The organism is Streptomyces scabichelini, assembly GCF_011045015.1.
In the GTDB taxonomy this organism is placed as follows: domain Bacteria; phylum Actinomycetota; class Actinomycetes; order Streptomycetales; family Streptomycetaceae; genus Streptomyces; species Streptomyces scabichelini.
In genome coordinates, this window is record NZ_JAAKZY010000097.1 from 18,763 (window position 1) to 37,153 (window position 18,391).

Genomic DNA, 18,391 nt, shown 5'->3' on the forward strand with positions numbered 1-18,391 from the left:
TCCCCAAGGTCGGCGACAGGCTAGAACACGTTTCAATCTGACGGAAGGTCAGATGATGACCGGATGCCGACGAGTTGACCTCTGCGCGTAATGAGAAGGTCAAGAATTTGTTAGCGACCCGAAGCAACGGAATAGTTGCCTGGGCGCACAGGGTTCACCCTGCACGTACTTCACCTTGCACATGGTTCGCTCAAACCCCGGAGGCACCACCCAATGACCCAGACAGCGACGGACCAACGCACGCGGAGGCCGGCCGGCGGCGGAGTCGTCCCGGTACTCGCCTTCGCGGGCATCGTTGTCGCGGTGATGCAGACCCTGCTCGTACCGGTCATCAAGGACCTGCCCGAGCTGCTGGGCACCACGCCCGGCAACGCCACCTGGGTGATGACCTCCACCCTGCTCGCCGGTGCCGTGGCCACGCCCATCATGGGCCGGCTCGGCGACCTCTACGGCAAGCGGCGGATGCTGCTCACGAGCCTCGGCGTGATGGTCGTGGGTTCGCTGATCGCCGGTTTCACGAGTGAGCTGCTCGTGATGATCGTCGGCCGCGCCCTCCAGGGCTTCGCGATGGGCGCCATCCCGCTCGGCATCGGCCTGATGCGTGACGGACTGCCGCGCGAGAAGCTCGGCTCGGCGATGGCCCTGATGAGCTCCTCGATCGGCGTCGGCGGCGGACTCGCGCTGCCGGTCGCGGCCCTGGTCGCGCAGAACACCGACTGGCACGCGCTCTTCTTCGGGGCGGCGGGCATCGGCGTCCTCGCGATCGTGCTCATCCTCGTCTTCGTACCGGAGTCCCCGCTGCGCGCCAAGGGCACGTTCGACGTGCTGGGCGCGCTCGGTCTGTCCGCGGGTCTCGTCCTCTTCCTTCTGCCGATCACGAAGGGCAGCGACTGGGGCTGGGGCTCGGGTACGACGCTCGGTCTGTTCGGCGCGGCGGCGGTCGTCCTCTTCCTGTGGGGCGTGATGGAGCTGCGGATGAAGGCTCCGCTGGTGGACCTGCAGACCACGGCCCGTCGCGCGGTGCTGTTCACCAACCTCGCGTCGATCATGGTCGGTGTCGCCTTCTACGCCGTGTCCCTCGTCCTGCCCCAGCTGCTCCAGCTGCCGACGGCCACCGGCTACGGCCTCGGCCAGTCCATGGTCGTCGCCGGTCTGTGCGTGGCGCCGCTCGGTCTGACGATGATGTTCACGGCTCCGGTCTACGCCCGCCTGTCCGTCAAGTACGGCCCGAGGACCACCCTCATGATCGGCATGCTGATCATCGCGGTGGGTTACGGCGCCGGTCTCGGCCTGATGAGCGCCGCCTGGCAGACCGTCGTCATCGCGGTGGTCCTGGGCGCGGGCATCGGGCTCGCGTACTCCTCGCTGCCCGCGCTGATCATCGGCTCCGTGGACCCGTCCGAGACGGGGGCGGCGAACGGGCTCAACACGTTGATGCGGTCCATCGGTACGTCGGTGTCGAGTGCCGTCATCGGGATGGTGCTGGCGAATACGGCGAACCAGGTGAACGGGGTTGCGGTTCCCACGATGCATGGGTTCCGGGTGTCGTTTCTGATCGCTGCGGGGGCTGTTGCGGTGGGGTTGTTGTTCGCGGCGTTCCTTCCGCGGACCGTTCCGCGGCGCGCTCCGCGGGTGGCGCGGTACGAAAGTGGCCCGTCTGTGGCTGGGCGCGCCGACGCGGGGGAGCCGCAGGAGGCTGCGGCACCGCGCTAGCGCTCCGCTGCTGTGCCGATGTGCGGCTCCGCCGCGGGGCCGGGACAGGACGTCGATCGTCCGCGGCTCCGTCGTGGCTGGTCGCGCAGTTCCCCGCGCCCCTACGGGGCGCGGTATCGCACCGGACTTTGGCGGGCGCGCCCGCGCGGCGGAGCCGCAAATCGATACAGCCCCGCGCCCCTGACGGGGCGCCCCGGTCGGCCAGAGTGAAGAGGGCCTGCGGCACTATGGGCGCCCACAGGTCCGTACGACCAGGAGGAACCCCATGCCCTCGGCGCCAAAGCCGGAGATTGTTGCCGCTTTTGAGGGGGCCAAGGGGTTCATGCCCGTCCGTGAGGGACTGGCGTTGTACGGTGCCGCGGTCGAGGCCGGTGCGCTGGGGCTGCCGCTTCTGGAGATCGGGACGTACTGCGGGCGTTCCACGGTTCTGCTTGCCGACGCGGCTCGCCGGGCCGGGGTCACGGCGATCACGGTCGATCATCACCGTGGCAGCGAGGAGCAGCAGCCGGGCTGGGAGTACCACGACCCGACGACCGTCGACCCCGAACTCGGCCTGATGGACACGCTCCCCACCTTCCGGCGAACGCTGCGCCGGGCGGGACTCGAGGATCACGTGGTCGCGATGGTCGGCCGTTCGCCGCAGATCGCCGCCTTCTGGCGGACGCCCCTCGGGTTCGTCTTCATCGACGGCGGCCACACCGACGAGCACGCGTCCGGTGACTACGAGGGCTGGGCCCCGCATGTCGCCGAGAGCGGACTGCTGCTGATCCACGACGTGTTCCCCGACCCGGTGGACGAGTTCACCGGGCAGGCTCCGTACCGCGTTTACCTCCGCGCCCTGGACTCCGGCGCGTTCACCGAGGTCTCGGCGACCGACTCGCTGCGTGTCCTGCGGCGGACGGGCGCGGGGTTCTGAGGCGGGCTGCTTCTGTCTGCATGAGTGGGCTGTTTCCGTATGTGCGGGTTTTCTCCGTTTCGGGGTATCTATTCCGCGACGGTTGAAGCGGGCGTAAACGGCTACTCGGGCCCAGTTCACCCCGCGACGACGGACAGGAGGCGTCTGCCCATGTCACCCCTGCCAGGTCTGCTTCTGCGGCCGCCCTCGCTGCTCGCGCCCGTGGCGTCCGGCGTGTCGTACGGCGTGGCGGCCGGTGTGCGCGGCGCCGCCGATGTTGCGGGCCGGCTCATGGGGCTGCCGAAGCGTGGCGTGTGGTGGCGGACCGGGCGCTGCTACATCAAGGTGAACGGGGCCCGGGGCGCGGACGGGGACCGGCTCGTCCGGCATGTGGAGCGGACGCTGGAAGAGCATCCGGGGGTGGTCTGGGCGCGGGTGAACGCACCGTCCGAGCGTGTCGTGGTGGCCGTGACCTCGCCGCCTCCGCCCGAGCGTGAGCTGATCGCGCTCGTCGATCGCGCGGAGGCCGAAGTCGGGGCGCGGGCCGATGAGTTCGACGAGTGGTGCACCGAGCCGCAGCATCCGTGCGAGGGTCCCAGCACCCGCCAGACGGTGCCGGCGCTGGCCGCCGACACGGTGGGCCTCGCGCTGACCGCCGTGCGGCAGCTGGCTCCGTGGATCAGGCTGCCGCCGGAAGTGGCGGCGCTCGCCGGTGCCCTCAAGTACCACCCGCGGCTGCGGCATCTGGTCGCCGCGGTCGGCGGCACGGAGCAGGCCGAGTCGTTCCTGCCGGTCGTCAACGCACTGGCCCAGGGTGTCGCCACGCGCGGCGGCGGCATCGCCCTGGACGTACTGGAGCGCATCGCGCAGTGGCGGGAGGCCACCGCGGAGAGGGAGGCCTGGGACGAGGCGGAGCCCCGGCTCGTACGCGGGCCTGACGACGCCTCGGCCGAGCCCCTCGTGATCGACCGGGCCGGTCCGACACCCAAGGACACGACGGACCGGTACGCCGAGCGCGCCATGGCGGCGGGCCTGACCGCCGGTGCCCTCACGGTGCCGTTCGCCGGACCCCGCCGGGCGATCGCCGTCGCCCTGTCCGCCGTACCGAAGGCTCCGGAAGCCGGCCGGGAGGGCTTCGCCAGCCATCTCGGCAGGGCCCTGGCGCTGCGGGGCGTGGTGACCATGGACCGGGGCGCCCTGCGGCGGCTCGGGCAGGTGGACACCGTGGTCCTGGACGAGGACGCGCTACGCGGCGACCGGTACGAGCCCGTGGACCTGGAACTGCTCAGCGGCGCCGATCCCGAGGGGACCGCGGAACGGCTCTTCGCCCTCTTCGACGCGGACTCGCCCCTGCGGACCGTACGGGACGACGAAGGCTGGACCCTGGGTCCCCTGGCCGAGCTGGACCTGACGGGCCGCACCGGGCGCCAGGCCGAGGCACGGCTGCGGCGGCGCGGCAGCGAGCGGATACTCGGCCTGGCCCACGGGCGCCGGCTCCAGGCCGTGGCGGGCCTTGCCACCCAGACGGCCCCGGGCGCCGAGGCCGTCGCGGCGGCGGCCCGTCGAGCGGGGGCCCGGGTGGTGCTGGCCACCGACCGCGATACCCCGGCGTTCACGTTCGCCGACGCGGTGGTGCCGGCGGGCGATCGCCTCGTCGCCTCGGTACGCGGACTCCAGGCCGACGGCGCGGTGATCCTGCTCGTCTCCGGCAACCGCCGGGCGCTGGGCGTGGCGGACTGCGGCGTCGGCGTGCACGGCGAAGGCGAACACCCGGCGTGGGGTGCCCACTTGATCGTCGGCGCCGACCTCGAAGCGGCGGGACTGATCGTGGACGCCGTCGGCGTGGCGGCGCGGGTCGACCGGGACAGTGACGTGCTCGCCGCCACGGGCAGCGGTGTCGGCGCGGTCGCCGCGCTGCGGGCCCCCCGTCCGCAGGCGACCGCCCGCACGATGGCGGTCGGCAACAGCGCCGGGAGCCTGGCGTTCTGCCTGGGCAACTGGCGGGCCCGGCAGTTGCTCGCCCGTCCCCTCGCCCCGCCGGTGACCAGCGTGCCCTGGCATCTGATGCCCACCGACCGGGTCCTGCGGCGGCTGCGTACGACTGCCGACGGCCTGACCTCCGAGGAGGCGGCCGCGCGCGTCGGCCCCGGAACGAACGGCAGCGGGACCGCCGAACCGGCCCGGCTTACCCTCCCCTCCGCCTTCATCGAGGAGCTGGCCAACCCCCTGACCCCCGTCCTGGCCGGCGGCGCCGCCCTGGCCGCCGCCGTCGGCTCGCGCACCGACGCCACGCTCGTGGCCGCCATCACCGGCAGCTCCGCGCTCATCGGCGGCTTCCAGCGGGTACGGACGGAGCGGGCGCTCGCCGAGCTCTTCGCGCGCTCGGCCATCGGCGCACGGGTGCGCCGGGCGGGCCGCGAGCGGCTGGTCACGGCCGGCGAGCTGGTGGAGGGCGACGTCATCCTGCTGCGGCCCGAGGACGTCGTACCCGCGGACTGCCGGCTGCTGGAGGCCGAGGGCCTCGAGGTCGACGAGTCGTCGCTGACCGGCGAATCGCTCGCCGTCGGCAAGGACGTGGCTCCGGTCGTCGCCACGCACATCACCGGCCGCCGCTCGATGGTCTACGAGGGCACCACCGTGTCGGCGGGCCGGGCCGTGGCCGTCGTGGTGGCCACCGGGTCGAACACCGAGGTGGGGCGGAGCCTCGCCACCGCACGGCAGGCCGCGCCGGAGACCGGCGTGGAGGCCCGGCTCGCCTCTCTCACCCGCACCAGCCTGCCCATCGCGATCGGCTCGGCCGGAGCGGTGGCCGTGTCGGGTCTGCTGCACGGGCGCCCGCTGTCCGACAACCTCGCCTCCGCGGTCAACCTGGCCGTCGCCTCCGTACCGGAAGGGCTGCCCTTCCTCGTCAACGCCGCCCAACTGGCCGCCGCCCGGCGGCTGGCCGACGTCGGCGCGCTGGTACGCAACCCGCGCACCATCGAGGCGCTCGGCCGCGCCGACGTCCTGTGCTTCGACAAGACCGGCACCCTCACGGAGGGCAAGCTCCAGCTGTGGGGCGTGAGCGACGGCAGCGACGGCGGCGACGCGGCTACGGGCGGAGGTGTGCACGCGGCCGCAGGCGGGAGCGGCGACAAGGCCACGGGCAAGGGTGCCGGTGCCGGTGCCGACAAGGCCACGGGCGAGGGGGACGAGACGGCGGGCCGGGGCAGCGACGAAACCACGGGCCGAGGCGGCGCGCTGCCCCTGGACCGCCTCGACACCGCCCGCAAGGAAGTGCTCGCCGCCGCGCTGCGGGCCACCCCGCCCGCCCGGCAGGCGGAGCCCATGGCGCACCAGACCGACCGGGCCGTGACCGCGGGGGCGCGCAGCGCCAAGGTCACCGCCCGGCAGGGCGCCGCCCGCTGGCGGCGCCTGGACACGTTGCCCTTCGAGCCGTCCCGGGCGTACCACGCGACGTCCGGCGCCACCACGCACGGCCTGCTGCTCAGTGTGAAGGGCGCCCCCGAGAACGTACTGGAGCGCTGTTCCCGGCGCAGGCGGCCCGGCGACGGCCGGGACGCCGCCCTCGACGCCGAGGGGCGCGGCCGGCTGACCGCCGAGGCGGAGCGGCTGGCCGGCGCCGGACGCCGGGTGCTGGCGGTGGCCGAGCGCCGGATGGGCGCGGACGAGGACCTCACCGACGACAGCGTGCGGGACCTGGTGTTTTTGGGGTTCCTCACGCTGGCCGATCCGGTACGGGCGAGCGCCGCGCCCGCGACCGCGCGGTTGCGGGAGGCCGGCGTACAGACCGTGATGATCACCGGCGACCACCCGGCCACCGCCGACGCCATCGCCTCCACGATCAGCGACATCACGGATCCCAAGGTCTGCACCGGCGCCGAGCTGGACGAGCTCGACGACGCCGGACTCGACGAACTGCTGCCGACCGTGGACGTCATCGCCCGCTGCAGCCCGCACCACAAGGTCCGTATCGTCCAGGCGTACCAGCGCATCGGCCGGGTCGTGGCGATGACCGGCGACGGCGCCAACGACGCGCCCGCCATCCGCCTCGCGGACATCGGTATCGCCCTGGGCCGCCGCGGCACCCCGGCCGCGACCGCCGCCGCGGACCTGGTGGTCGGCGACGACCGCCTGGAGACGATCGTGTCGGCGCTGATGGAGGGCCGGGCCATGTGGGCCTCGGTGCGGACCGCGCTCGGCATTCTCATCGGCGGCAATCTGGGCGAGGTGACCTTCAGTGTGCTCATCTCGGCGCTCACCGGCACTACGCCGCTCAACGCCCGCCAGATCATGCTGGTGAACCTGCTGACCGACCTCGCGCCGTCCCTGGCCATCGCCGTACGCGAACCGACCCGCCAGACCGGCGAACGGCTCCTGGAGGAGGGTCCGCGCCGCTCCCTCGGTACCGCGCTGACCAACGAGATGCTGCTCCGCGGCGTCATCACCGCCACCGGGGCCGCGCTGGCCTGGGGCGCGGCCCGGCTGACGGGCCGGGGGCGCCGCGCCGCCACGGTGTCGCTCGCCGCGGTCGTCGGTACACAACTGGCGCAGACCCTCGCCACCGGCGGCCTCGACTGGCACGTCGTCGCCGCGAGCCTGGGCTCGGCGGCGGTCCTGGCCGCCATCATCCAGACCCCGGGCGTCAGCCAGTTCTTCGGCTGTACCCCACTTGGCCCCATCGCCTGGTCCATCGCACTCGGCGCGATCGCCGCGGCCATGCTCCTCGGCACGGTCGGCTCTCCCCTCCTGACACGGGCGGTCGCACGGGCCTCCGGAGCCCTCGGCGGAGTCTCCGACACCCTCGGCGGCGTCTCCGGCGCGCTGCGGACGGCGGTGGCCGCCCCGTAAGGTGGCTGCCGTGTCGTACGTAGGTCCGGACTTCGATCCTCCCCGCCCGCCGCGCCGTATCCGGCGCGGACCGCTGACCGTCGCCGTCGCCGCGCTCGTACCGGGCGCGTTGGTGGGATGGCTGGTGTGGCAGGCGGTGGGTGACTCGGGCGGCAGCGGCTCGGACGGGTCAGGCGGGTCGGTGGCGCAGTCGCCGTCTTCGCGGGACACGCCCGGACCGGACACGCCCGCAGCCGATGCGCCCTCCTCCCTCACCACTCCCGGTACGGACGACGCCAAGAAGCCGAGCAAGTCCCCCGCCGGCTCGTCCACTTCGCGCCCCGCCGCCTCCGGCCCCCTCAAGGGCAAGGTCGTCGTCATCGACCCGGGTCACAACCCCGGCAACTTCCAGCACACGGCCGAGATCAACCGCAAGGTCGACATCGGTACGAACTCGAAGGAGTGCGACACGACGGGCACGTCCACCAACGACGGTTACACGGAAGCCCGGTTCACCCTCGACGTCTCGCACCGCGTGCGCACCCTCCTCGAAAAGGAGGGCGCCACCGTGAAGTTCACGCAGGACGGCGACCGCGCCTGGGGTCCGTGCGTCGACGAGCGGGCCCGGATCGGCAACAAGGCGGACGCGGACGCCGTGGTCTCCATCCACGCGGACGGCTCGGCGACCGGAAACCGCGGCTTCCACGTGATCCTGCCGGGCTCCGTGCACGAGGGCGACGCCGACACCCGCCCGATCGTCGCCACGTCCCGCGACCTCGGCGAGCACATCGCCGGCCACTTCGTCAGGGCGACCGGCAGCGCACCGTCCAACTACGCGGGCGACGCCGGACTCGACGTACGCACGGACCTCGGCGGTCTCAATCTGTCAACGGTTCCCAAGGTGTTCATCGAGTGCGGCAACATGCGCGACAGCAAGGACGCGGCTCTGCTGACCAGCGGCGCGTGGAGGCAGAAGGCGGCGCATGGAATCTCTGCGGGAATCGTGAGTTTCCTGCGCGGGTAATGATCGGCGCACGGATCCGGACACGCACCCCTCTCGGCCGGACGATAGTGTCGTCCCTACGATGAGGGGCCACCCCCGCGCTTCACACCGCGGCCGTACGGCGACATGGTGACAGCGACGCCTCCACCGAAGACGAGACGACGACTGATGAAGGACCGACTGAAGTGAATATCCGCTCTCTCACTCGAGGCGACGGCGTGGTGATCGGAGCAGCGGTGTTGCTGTTCATCGCGTCGTTCCTCGACATCTACTCCTTCGATGATGCCGAGGGCGTCGAGCTGCCGAACGCCTGGAGCAGCGCCCCGATCCTCATGGGCGTGTTCCTCACGGGCATCATCGGCGCCGCGCTCATCGTGCTCGCCCACGGACTGCCGCAGGCTCCCAAGGTCGCCGGTCTCGAACTCGGCCCGTTCGGCATCGTCCTGGCCGTCGCCTCCGCCTGGAGCGCGCTCGGGAACATCTTCGACCCGGCGAGCGGCTACGACAACATCGGCGACGGCTCGGTGGCCGGCCCCGGCCCCGGCGCCGGCATCGGCCTGATCCTCGGCCTCATCGGCGCTCTCCTCCTCGCCGGCGCCGCGATCGCCACGCCGCTCGTCCCGGCTCTGAAGGGCGCCCTCCTCCCCGCGCCCAAGCCCGCCGCGCCCCAGCCCTACGGCGCCCAGCCGCAGGGTGGTTACGGCTACCCGGGCGCCCCGGGCGCCCAGCAGCAGCCGGGCCAGCCCTACGGCGGTCAGCCGCAGCAGGGTCAGCCGTTCGGCGCGCAGCCCGGTCAGCCGCAGCAGGCCCAGGCCCCGCAGGCGCAGCAGCCGCCCGCCGACGCCTTCTCGCCGTTCTGGTTCGCCGTGCCGATGCCGCGTCCGCTGTACGCGGAGGACGGTTCGCCGACGCCGATCGCCGAACTGGCGCCCGGCACCTGGTACTTGGCCGTCGAGCAGCGCGGCCCGGGCCTGGTGGCCCAGACGCAGGACGGCCGTCGCGGCGTACTTCAGGACACGTCGGGAATCCAGCGCGGCTGACGCGCACGGTTCCGCCCGCGGGCCCCTCGCTCTTCCGAGCGGGGGGCCGCTGTCGTACAGTCACCGTCTCGACCGAACAACTGACGGTTCGTCAGGAGGCAGGCATGCGACTCGGTCTCGCACTCGGCTACTGGGGACGCGGCCCCTCGGCGGACCACGTCCCGCTGGCGCAGGAGGCGGAACGCCTCGGCTACGACTCCGTGTGGACCGCCGAGTCCTGGGGCTCCGACGTCTTCACCCCGCTGACGTGGATCGCGGCGCAGACGTCCCGTATCAAACTCGGCACGGCGGTCGCCCAGATGGCCGCCCGCTCCCCCACCACGACCGCCATGCACGCGCTCACCCTCGACCACCTCTCGGGCGGCCGCATGATGCTCGGCCTCGGGCTTTCGGGCCCACAGGTCGTCGAGGGCTGGTACGGCCGCCCGTTCCCGAAGTCGCCGCTCACCGCGACCCGGGAGTACGTCGATGTCGTACGCCAAGTCCTCATGCGCGAGGCCCCCGTTGAGCTGGACGGCCGCTTCCACTCCCACCCGTACCGAGGCCCGGACGGCACAGGCCTTGGCAAAGCCCTCAAGCCCATCACACACCCCCTGCGCCCCGACCTGCCGATACTCCTGGGCGCCGAGGGCCCGAAGAACATCGCCCAGACGACCCGGATCGCGGACGGCTGGCTCCCCCTGTACTGGTCGCCGCTGCGCCCCGACGTGTACGAGGCGTCCCTGACCGGCGTACGCGACGACTTCCTGATCGCCCCCATGGCCCAGGCCAGGGTCTGCGACGACGTCACCGAAGGCCTTCTCCCCGTAAAAACAATGCTCGGCTTCTACATCGGCGGTATGGGCCACGCGAAGCGCAACTTCCACGCCGACCTCATGGCGCGCATGGGGTACGAGACCGAGGCCCGTCGCATCCAGCAACTGTTCCTGGAGGGCCGCCGCGAGGAGGCCGTACTCGCCGTCCCCGACGCCTTCGCCGACGAGATCTCGCTGGTCGGTCCCCGCGAACGCATCGCGGAACGCCTGGAGTTGTGGCGCAAGGGCCCGGTGACCGACCTGCTGGTCCTGTCCCCCGATCCGCACACCCTCCGGGTCCTGGCCGAACTCAACGAGACCTCGGCGTGAGGCAGTCGGGCCGGGCGGTCGGGAAGGGCGGTCGGAAAGGGCAGTCGGGCCGGGCGGTTTCATCCCGGATTCAAGGGCTACTCGGCGGGCATGTCCCCTCGATATCGCAACGGCACAAACCAAGCGGGCAGGGTCATCGCGGTCGTGGCCGACGTCATGGCCTTCATCCTCGGGCTGTGGATCCTGATGTACCTGCTGGACGCGAACCGGGCGAACGACTTCGTGCAGTTCATCCAGGACGCGGCCCGGTGGCTGGCCGGCTGGTCCCACGATCTGTTCACGTTCGACGAGAGCTGGGCCCGGGTCGTCGCCGGTTACGGACTGGCCGCCGTCGTGTACCTCTTCGTGGGCCACGCGGTCGCTCACCGCATGCACCGCCACTGAGCGATCCCGCTTCGGAGCACGGCTCCTGAGCACGGCTTCGGGCTCGGACGCCCGACGCCGCGTCGTCGATCAGCCTCTATGCCACTGAGCTGAATTCAGTTAAGGTTCCCGGCATCGACGACGAGGAGTTGGCCCATGTCCTTCGTTCTGATCCACGGAGCCGGCTTCGGCGCGAACTGCTGGGACGAACTGGTCCCCCATCTGCAGGCGGAAGCGTTGGCAGTCGACCTTCCGGGCCGCGGGACGAGGGCCGAGGTCGAACTGGCCACGGTCACTCTCGCGGACTGCGCCGAAGCGGTCCGGGAGGACGTCGAGGCCAAGGATCTACGGGATGTGGTGCTGGTCGGCCACTCCTTCGCGGGAGTCACGGTGCCGCGCGTCCTGGACCTCATGCCCGACCGGATCCGTCACGTCGTCCTCGTGTCGGCCGTGGTGCCTCCCGACGGTTCCCGGGTGCTCGACCAGATCGATCCCGGCGTGCGGGGCATGGTCGAGCAGTCCATCGCCGGCGGGGTCTACCACCAGACCCGCGAGGGCGCCGCCGCGATGCTGTGCAACGACATGGACGAGACGACCGCCGCGGCCACGCTGGACCGGCTGGCCGACGACTCGGCCGCGCTGCTCAGCGAGACGGTGGATCTCGGCGGTTACCGCCGGGACATTCCTCGGACGTACGTGCACCTCACGCGCGACCAGTGCTACGTGGAGGAACTCCAGCAGCGGTCCATCGCGCTGCTCCGGCCGGAGGTCGTTGATCTCGACACCGGTCACATGGCGATGATCAGCGCGCCTGGAAAGCTCGCCGCCGTCCTGAACTCCGTTCACGGCTGATGCGCCCGTCGATCGTCTGCGGCACCGTCGTGGCTGGTCGCGCAGTTCCCCGCGCCCCTTACGGGGCTTCGGCGCAGCAGTCGGTGTCCAAGCCCCTCGGTAGCCTCTCCCCGCTGAACACCGCGCACGTCGCCTCGTCGCCGCCCAGTGCGGCGACGGCGAGGAGTAGGGAACCCGCCGTCCAGGCCGTCAGCTCCTCCGGCCAGACGGCTTGGTCCTCGAAGACGTAGCCCGTCCAGTACAGGCCGGTCTCCGGGTCCCGTAGGTGCTGGATGGACTGGAGGATGTCCAGGGCTCGGTCGGACTCCCCCACGGCCCAGAGCGCCAGGGCGAGTTCGGCGGACTCGCCGCCCGTTACCCAGGGGTTGGGGACGACGCAGCGTACGCCTACTCCGGGGACCACGAAGCGGTCCCAGTCCCTCTCGATACGTTCCTTCGCCTCGGCGCCGGTGAGCGCCCCGCCCAGCACGGGGTAGTACCAGTCCATCGAGTAACGGCTCTTGTCGAGGAACCGCTCCGGGTGCCGCCGTATCGCGTGCCGCAGCGCGCCCACCGCCAACTCCCAGTCAGGCTGCGCTTCTTCGCGCTGCTCGGCGATCGCGAGCGCGCAGCGCAGCGCGTGGTGGATGGACGAACTCCCGGTCAGCAGCGCTTCGTCGGCTCCGGTGCCGTCGTCCTCGCACCGCCAGCCGATCTGCCCGCCGGGCTGCTGGAGCCGGAGCACGAACTCCATGGCCGCGTAGACCATCGGCCACATCCGGTCCAGGAAGGTGTCGTCGCCGGTCGCCAGGTAGTGGTGCCAGACGCCGACGGCGACGTATGCGCAGAAGTTGGTCTCACGGCCGCGGTCGGTGACGTCGTCGGCGTCCCCGTCGGCGTACGCGGCGTACCAGGAGCCGTCCTCGTTCTGGTGCCGGGCCAGCCAGTCGTACGCCCGCTCGGCGGCCTCGTGCTCGCCCGCCGCGTCGAGCGCCATGGCGGCCTCGGTGTGGTCCCACGGGTCGAGGTGGTGCCCGCGGAACCAGGGTATGGCGCCGTCGGTGCGCTGCACGGCGAGCAGGCTCCGCACCGTCGCGGCGGCCTGCTCCGCGGTGAGCACCCCGGACAGGACGAGGTGTTCTGTACGGGGTGTCGTCACGAAGCGTCCACCGAGGCGTCGACCGGAGCGTCCACGGCGGCGGCCCCGACGGGCAGATGCGGTTTGGTCGCGTACGCCACGAAGCTCTTGCCGATCAGCGGGTTCAGCGCCTGCTCGGCGACCCGCGTGGCGAGCGGCTTCTTCATGATGTCCCAGACCAGGAGCTTGTGGTACGCCCGCACCGGCAGCGCCTTGTCCTTGTCGACACCGAACGCGCACTTCAGCCACCAGTACGGACTGTGCAGGGCGTGGGCGTGATGGGTGCCGTACGGCTTCAGTCCTGCCTCGCGCATCCTGCCGAGCAGTTCGTCGCCCTTGTAGATGCGGATGTGGCCGCCCTCGACCTCGTGGTACGCGTCGGACAGCGCCCAGCAGACCTTCTCGGGCCCGTAGCGCGGGACGGTGACCGCGATGCGGCCGCCCGGCTTCAGCACGCGGACCATCTCGGCGAGTACGCCCTTGTCGTCGGGTATGTGCTCCATGACCTCGGAGATGATCACGACGTCGAACGACTCGTCGGGGAAGGGGAGTTGGAGCGCGTCGCCCTCCATGGCGAGGGCGCTCGCTCCCTCGGGGGCCTCGCCCGCCTCCTTCATCGCGGCGAACCAGGTGGCGACCTCGCGGATCTCCTCGCCGTTCTGGTCAAGGGCCACGACGTGCGCTCCGCGCCGGTAGCACTCGAAGGCGTGGCGGCCGGCCCCGCACCCGAGGTCCAGCACGCGGTCGCCCGGGGCGAGCGGGAACCGGGAGAAGTCGACGGTCAGCACGTGGCCCTGCTTTCGCGGTGAGGGGTGTCAACGGGGGTGGTGGGGGCGACGCCCCGATCCTGCGAGGCCGCGGAGCCGGCGATCGCCTCGCGGTACCGGGCCACCGTGCCCTCGGCCGCCCGTGCCCACGTGAACCGCCGCAGCACCCGCTCACGCCCGGCGGAGCCGAGCCGCGCACGAAGCGAGGGGTCGCCGAGAAGTCTGCTCAGCCCAGCGGCCAGCGCACCCGCGTCGCCGGGCGGGACGGCCAGGCAGGTCTCGCCGTCCGTGCCCGCCACCTCCGGGATCGCCCCGCCGGTCGTGGCCAAAAGGGGCGTGCCCGTCGCCATCGCCTCGGCGGCGGGCAGCGAGAAGCCCTCGTACAGGGACGGCACGCAGGCGACCTCGGCGGACCGTACGAGGTCGACCAGCTCGGCGTCGGAGATGCCCTTCACGAACTCGACGGCGCCCTCGAGCCCGTACCGCTCGATGATCTGGGCGACCGGTCCGTCCTCGGCTCGCTTGCCGACGACGACGAGGTGGGCGGCGGGGTGCTCGGTGCGCACCTTGGCGAGCGCCTCGACGAGGTAGACGAGCCCCTTCAGCGGCACGTCGGCACTGGACGTGGTGACGATCCGCCCCGGCACCTGCGGCACGGACGGATCCGGCGAGAAGAGGTCGGTGTCGGCGCCGATGTGCACGACGTGGATGCGGTCGTCGCGTACGCCGAGATGGTCGACGATCTCCTGGCGGGACGTGCCGGAGACGGTGAGTACGGACGGGAGGCGGCGCGCGACGCGCTTCTGCATGCGCGTGAATCCGTACCAGCGGCGTTTGGAGAACCGTTGGCGCCAGCCCGTCGCCGCGTCCAGCTCCAACTGCCGGTCCACGGTGATGGGGTGATGGATCGTCGTGAGGAGCGGCGCGCCCACGTCGCCCAACAGGCCGTAGCCGAGGGTCTGGTTGTCGTGCACGACATCGAACTCGCCGCGGCGGGCGCGGAGATGGCGCCGGGCGCGGAGGGAGAAGGTCAGCGGCTCGGGGAAGCCGCCGGTCCACATCGTGCCGACTTCGAGGACATCGATCCAGTCGCGGAACTCGCCGGGCTTCGGAGTGCGGAAGGGGTCCGGGTGGCGGTACAGGTCGAGGCTGGGCAGCTCGGTGAGGCTCAGGCCGCCGGAGCCCACACCCCCGCCCTCGCTCCTGCCCTCGTCGAGCACGGGGTACGGCTGGGATCCGATGACCTCCACCCGGTGGCCGAGGCGGGCGAGTTCGCGCGAGAGGTGCCGTACGTAGACGCCCTGACCGCCGCAGAACGGGTTCCCTTTGTAGGTGAGGAGCGCGATGCGCAATGGTCGGTCGCCGTCAGCGGCCGAGCCCTCCTCGGGGCCCGCCTCCATGGCCTCTGCGGTCACTCCAGGCCCCCTTCTTCCAGCACATTCCCGCGAGATTACTTCGGGAAGGTAATCTAGAACAAGTTTCAGACTTGATCGTTCAGGGAGCACTGAATTTACCGGCAGGTAGCCGTTCTGTGAGCGGTGGATCAGGTGATTCACGCCACGGCGAGGCTCTACTCTGCTGTCGCCAACCCCGCCCAACCGACCCTCCTTCACGAACGTCACGGAACGGGACACATGCCTGCGGAAGCCAAGACTCCGGCGAAGGCCGGGCAGCCGGCCGCGAAGACCGCGCAAGCGGCGCCGAGGGCCGCGCACCCGGCGGTGCGCGCCGGGCAGCCGGACTCGCCACCGCTGACCGAGCGTCAGGAGGCCCGGCGGCGGCGCATTCTGCACGCGAGCGCGCAGCTCGCCAGCCGGGGCGGTTTCGACGCGGTGCAGATGCGTGAGGTCGCGGAGGCCTCGCAGGTCGCTCTCGGCACGCTGTACCGCTACTTCCCGTCGAAGATCCACCTGCTGGTCGCCACGATGCAGGACCAGCTCGGGCACATGCACGGCACCCTGCGCAAGAAGCCGCCGGCCGGTGACACGGCGGCGGAGCGCGTCGCCGAGACCCTGATGCGGGCCTTCCGCGCCCTCCAGCGCGAGCCGCATCTCGCCGACGCCATGGTCCGCGCCCTGACGTTCGCGGACCGCAGCGTCAGCCCGGAGGTCGACCAGGTCTCCCGCCAGACCACGGCGATGATCCTGTACGCGATGGGCCTGGACGACCCCACTCCCGCCCAGCTCTCCGCGGTCCGCGTCATCGAACACACCTGGCACTCGGCCCTCATCACCTGGCTCTCCGGCCGCGCCTCCATCGCCCAGGTCAAGATCGACATCGAGATGGTCTGCCGGTTGATCGACCTCACGTCAACCGACGACTGACCGGCGGTGTCACCACCGATTCACACCCGCCCGGGGAGGCTCACTCCTCGGGCGGAAACACCGGCTCCCCGCTGCCCAGCAGCGTGATCATGATGGCCTCCACCGGGCACCCCTCCGCCGCCTCCAGCGCCTTCTCGTTGGCGTCGGTCTCCGGTTCGACGGGGTGGGACTGCCGGGCGGAGTCGAGGTGAAAGGCGTGTGGGGCCTGGTTGACGCACTGGGCGGAGCCGATGCAGACCGAGCGGTCGACCTCGATGTGCCAGCGGTCACCCATCAGGCCCCCTCGACCTCGCTCCCGGCAGGGCCTGTGTACCCGGCGGGGAGGTGGATCATCTTGTGCTCGAAGTACTCGCCGTACCCCTCCGGCCCGAACTCCCGCCCCAGGCCGGAGTTCTTGTAGCCGCCGAACGGGCCGAGCATGTCGAGGCTGAAGGTGTTGACGGAGTACGTGCCCGTACGGACCTGACGCGCGACCTCGATGCCGCGCTCGACGTCCGCAGTCCACACACTGCCGCTCAGCCCGTACTCCGAGTCGTTCGCGATCTTCACGGCCTCGCTCTCGTCGCCGTACGGCAGGAGGCAGATCACCGGGCCGAAGATCTCCTCGCGGGCGATCCGCATGGAGTTGTCGACGTCGCCGAAGAGGGTGGCTTCCACGTACCAGCCGCGGTCCAGGCCGGGCGGCCGGCCGCCGCCGGTGAGGAGCTTGGCGCCCTCCTCCTGGCCGATGCGGATGTAGTCGAGCGAGCGCTGCTGCTGGCGCCGGGCGACCAGCGGTCCCAACTCCGTGGCCGGGTCGAGCGGATCGCCTGCTTTGAGGCCGCTCGCGACGGTGGCGAAGGCCTCGGCGAACTCGTCGTAGCGGGTGCTCGGCACGAGGATCCGGGTCTGGGCCACGCACGCCTGGCCGTTGATCATCCACGCGAAGGGCGCGATGCCCTGCACCGCCGTCGCCGCGTCGGCATCCGGCAGGATCACCGCGGCCGACTTGCCGCCCAGTTCGAGGGTGACGCGGGTGAGGTTGCGCGAGCAGACCTCCATGACCCGCTTGCCCGCTCCGACCGATCCGGTGAACGACACCTTGTCGACGCCGGGGTGCCCGACCAGGTACTCACTCACCTCACGGTCGGCGGGCAGGATCGACAGCACACCCTTGGGCAGCCCGGCCTCGGCGACGATCTCCGCCAGCAGGTAGGCGTCGAGAGGGGTTTCGGGCGACACCTTCAAGATCGCGGTGCAGCCCGCGAGCAGCGCGGGCGCGAGCTTGGCGGCGGCGGTGAACTGCGGCACGTTCCACGGCACGACGGCCGCGACCACGCCGACCGGCTCACGCCGCACGAGCAGCTTCCCGAGGACGCCGTCGCGCTGCTCCTCGTACGTGAAGCCGCGTGCGATGGCGATCGCCGAGTCCCACACCATCATCGAGGAGAGGGCCTGCACCATCACGGATGAGGTGTACGGGGTGCCGTTCTCGGACGAGATGACGCGGGCGATCTCCTCGTGCCGTACGGCGAACGCGTCCTTGATCCGGGTGACGACCTCGATCCGCTCGTCGAGGGTCATGCGCGGCCAGGGCCCCTCGTCGAACGCGGTGCGCGCCACCGCGACCGCCCTGTCCACGTCGGCCGTCGAGGCGTGCGGCACACGCCCGATGACCTCTTCCGTATGCGGCGAGACCACCTCGATGACGTCCTTGCCCAGGGGGTCCGTCAATTCCCCGCCGATGAACAGCTGTCCGTGTTCCACGAGCTCGGTCATGAGCGACTGCCTCCTGCGGAGCCGGGCGATCCCACTACTTCCTGACACTTCCTGACGCTGTTTCAGATACGCACGAGGAACTGATACCAGTTCTAGTTATCATGAGCAATGGCCATGCCGAAGAGGACCAGGACGAGGACCATGACGAGGATCAGAACGGGGAGTCCATGACACAGGTGACCGACCACGGCGGGGGCGTACGGTCCCTCAGGGTTCCCATTCCGGACAACCCGCTCGGGTACACGCTGGTGTACCTGGTCGACACCGACCGCGGCCCGGTCCTCGTCGACACGGGCTGGGACGACCCGGCGTCCTGGGAGACGCTGACCGACGGCCTTGCGGAGTGCGGCACTTCGGTCTCGGAGATCCACGGCGTGGTGATCACCCATCACCACCCTGATCACCACGGGCTGTCCGGCAAGGTACGGGAGGCCTCCGGCGCCTGGGTCGCGATGCACGCGGCGGACGCCTCGATCGTACGGCGCACGCGCGAGACCCGGCCCGGCCGCTGGTTCGCGTACATGACGGACAAGCTCACCGCCGCCGGAGCGCCCGAGGAACACGTGGCGCCCCTGCGTACCGCCCACCCCCGCGACCTGCCCGGC

15 protein-coding genes are annotated in these 18,391 nt (G+C 71.4%); 10 read left to right on the plus strand and 5 right to left on the minus strand.

Annotation, left to right across the window (positions count from 1 at the left end; genetic code table 11):
• Positions 1 to 213 precede the first annotated feature (213 nt).
• The 8 genes from G5C60_RS27485 to G5C60_RS27520 all read left to right on the plus strand — a co-directional run bounded on the left by G5C60_RS27485 (position 214) and on the right by G5C60_RS27520 (position 11,820).
• Positions 214 to 1,713, plus strand: coding sequence for an MFS transporter (locus G5C60_RS27485; protein ID WP_165263610.1), 1,500 nt, complete (start codon positions 214 to 216; stop codon positions 1,711 to 1,713).
• A gap of 265 nt (positions 1,714 to 1,978) precedes the next feature.
• Positions 1,979 to 2,629, plus strand: a complete 651-nt coding sequence (locus tag G5C60_RS27490) for a class I SAM-dependent methyltransferase (RefSeq protein WP_165263611.1) — start codon at positions 1,979 to 1,981, stop codon at positions 2,627 to 2,629.
• 150 nt (positions 2,630 to 2,779) lie between these two features.
• A complete protein-coding gene (locus tag G5C60_RS27495) occupies positions 2,780 to 7,459 on the plus strand; it encodes a cation-translocating P-type ATPase (RefSeq protein WP_165263612.1) in 4,680 nt (1,559 codons plus the stop codon).
• Positions 7,460 to 7,469: 10 nt separating this feature from the next.
• The gene (locus tag G5C60_RS27500) at positions 7,470 to 8,462 is read left to right on the plus strand and encodes an N-acetylmuramoyl-L-alanine amidase (RefSeq protein WP_165263613.1); all 993 of its coding nucleotides are present in this window, start codon (positions 7,470 to 7,472) and stop codon (positions 8,460 to 8,462) included.
• A gap of 164 nt (positions 8,463 to 8,626) precedes the next feature.
• Positions 8,627 to 9,481: a DUF5336 domain-containing protein gene (locus tag G5C60_RS27505; RefSeq protein WP_165263614.1), complete on the plus strand. Its 855-nt coding sequence runs from the start codon at positions 8,627 to 8,629 to the stop codon at positions 9,479 to 9,481.
• A gap of 104 nt (positions 9,482 to 9,585) precedes the next feature.
• The gene (locus G5C60_RS27510; protein ID WP_165263615.1) at positions 9,586 to 10,605 is read left to right on the plus strand and encodes an LLM class F420-dependent oxidoreductase; all 1,020 of its coding nucleotides are present in this window, start codon (positions 9,586 to 9,588) and stop codon (positions 10,603 to 10,605) included.
• 90 nt (positions 10,606 to 10,695) lie between these two features.
• Positions 10,696 to 10,989, plus strand: coding sequence for a hypothetical protein (locus G5C60_RS27515; protein WP_165263616.1), 294 nt, complete (start codon positions 10,696 to 10,698; stop codon positions 10,987 to 10,989).
• A gap of 135 nt (positions 10,990 to 11,124) precedes the next feature.
• Positions 11,125 to 11,820: an alpha/beta fold hydrolase gene (locus tag G5C60_RS27520; RefSeq protein ID WP_165263617.1), complete on the plus strand. Its 696-nt coding sequence runs from the start codon at positions 11,125 to 11,127 to the stop codon at positions 11,818 to 11,820.
• A 58-nt stretch (positions 11,821 to 11,878) separates the two neighbouring features.
• On the opposite strand, the gene G5C60_RS27525 is transcribed toward G5C60_RS27520, so the two are convergent.
• The 3 genes from G5C60_RS27525 to G5C60_RS27535 are packed head-to-tail and all read right to left on the minus strand — an operon-like array spanning position 11,879 to position 15,119.
• A complete protein-coding gene (locus G5C60_RS27525) occupies positions 11,879 to 12,958 on the minus strand; it encodes a prenyltransferase/squalene oxidase repeat-containing protein (RefSeq protein WP_165263618.1) in 1,080 nt (359 codons plus the stop codon).
• Complete coding sequence (locus G5C60_RS27530) at positions 12,955 to 13,725, minus strand: methyltransferase domain-containing protein (RefSeq protein ID WP_165263619.1); 771 nt, start codon at positions 13,723 to 13,725, stop codon at positions 12,955 to 12,957. Before G5C60_RS27530 ends, G5C60_RS27525 begins: the two co-directional genes overlap by 4 nt.
• Positions 13,719 to 15,119, minus strand: coding sequence for a glycosyltransferase (locus G5C60_RS27535; RefSeq protein ID WP_165263620.1), 1,401 nt, complete (start codon positions 15,117 to 15,119; stop codon positions 13,719 to 13,721). Before G5C60_RS27535 ends, G5C60_RS27530 begins: the two co-directional genes overlap by 7 nt.
• Positions 15,120 to 15,338: 219 nt before the next feature.
• Between G5C60_RS27535 and G5C60_RS27540 the strand changes: the two genes are divergently transcribed.
• A complete protein-coding gene (locus G5C60_RS27540; RefSeq protein WP_241267108.1) occupies positions 15,339 to 16,028 on the plus strand; it encodes a TetR family transcriptional regulator in 690 nt (229 codons plus the stop codon).
• A gap of 40 nt (positions 16,029 to 16,068) precedes the next feature.
• Here the strand turns inward: G5C60_RS27540 and G5C60_RS27545 are convergent, their stop codons facing one another.
• Complete coding sequence (locus tag G5C60_RS27545) at positions 16,069 to 16,302, minus strand: ferredoxin (RefSeq protein ID WP_165263621.1); 234 nt, start codon at positions 16,300 to 16,302, stop codon at positions 16,069 to 16,071.
• On the minus strand, positions 16,302 to 17,786 hold the full coding sequence (locus G5C60_RS27550; RefSeq protein WP_165263622.1) for an aldehyde dehydrogenase: 1,485 nt from the start codon (positions 17,784 to 17,786) through the stop codon (positions 16,302 to 16,304). Before G5C60_RS27550 ends, G5C60_RS27545 begins: the two co-directional genes overlap by 1 nt.
• A 167-nt stretch (positions 17,787 to 17,953) precedes the next feature.
• Here G5C60_RS27550 and G5C60_RS27555 point away from each other — a divergent pair.
• Positions 17,954 to 18,391 (plus strand): MBL fold metallo-hydrolase (locus G5C60_RS27555; RefSeq protein WP_165263630.1); only part of this gene is annotated, 438 nt, incomplete at its 3' end.

Coding starts and splice junctions, on each gene's coding strand:
- G5C60_RS27550 (WP_165263622.1), bottom strand. CDS start 17,786: ATGACCGAGCTCGTGGAACACGGACAGCTGTTCATCGGCGGGGAATTG.
- G5C60_RS27545 (WP_165263621.1), bottom strand. CDS start 16,302: ATGGGTGACCGCTGGCACATCGAGGTCGACCGCTCGGTCTGCATCGGC.
- G5C60_RS27515 (WP_165263616.1), top strand. CDS start 10,696: ATGTCCCCTCGATATCGCAACGGCACAAACCAAGCGGGCAGGGTCATC.
- G5C60_RS27510 (WP_165263615.1), top strand. CDS start 9,586: ATGCGACTCGGTCTCGCACTCGGCTACTGGGGACGCGGCCCCTCGGCG.
- G5C60_RS27485 (WP_165263610.1), top strand. CDS start 214: ATGACCCAGACAGCGACGGACCAACGCACGCGGAGGCCGGCCGGCGGC.
- G5C60_RS27490 (WP_165263611.1), top strand. CDS start 1,979: ATGCCCTCGGCGCCAAAGCCGGAGATTGTTGCCGCTTTTGAGGGGGCC.
- G5C60_RS27495 (WP_165263612.1), top strand. CDS start 2,780: ATGTCACCCCTGCCAGGTCTGCTTCTGCGGCCGCCCTCGCTGCTCGCG.
- G5C60_RS27520 (WP_165263617.1), top strand. CDS start 11,125: ATGTCCTTCGTTCTGATCCACGGAGCCGGCTTCGGCGCGAACTGCTGG.
- G5C60_RS27540 (WP_241267108.1), top strand. CDS start 15,339: ATGCCTGCGGAAGCCAAGACTCCGGCGAAGGCCGGGCAGCCGGCCGCG.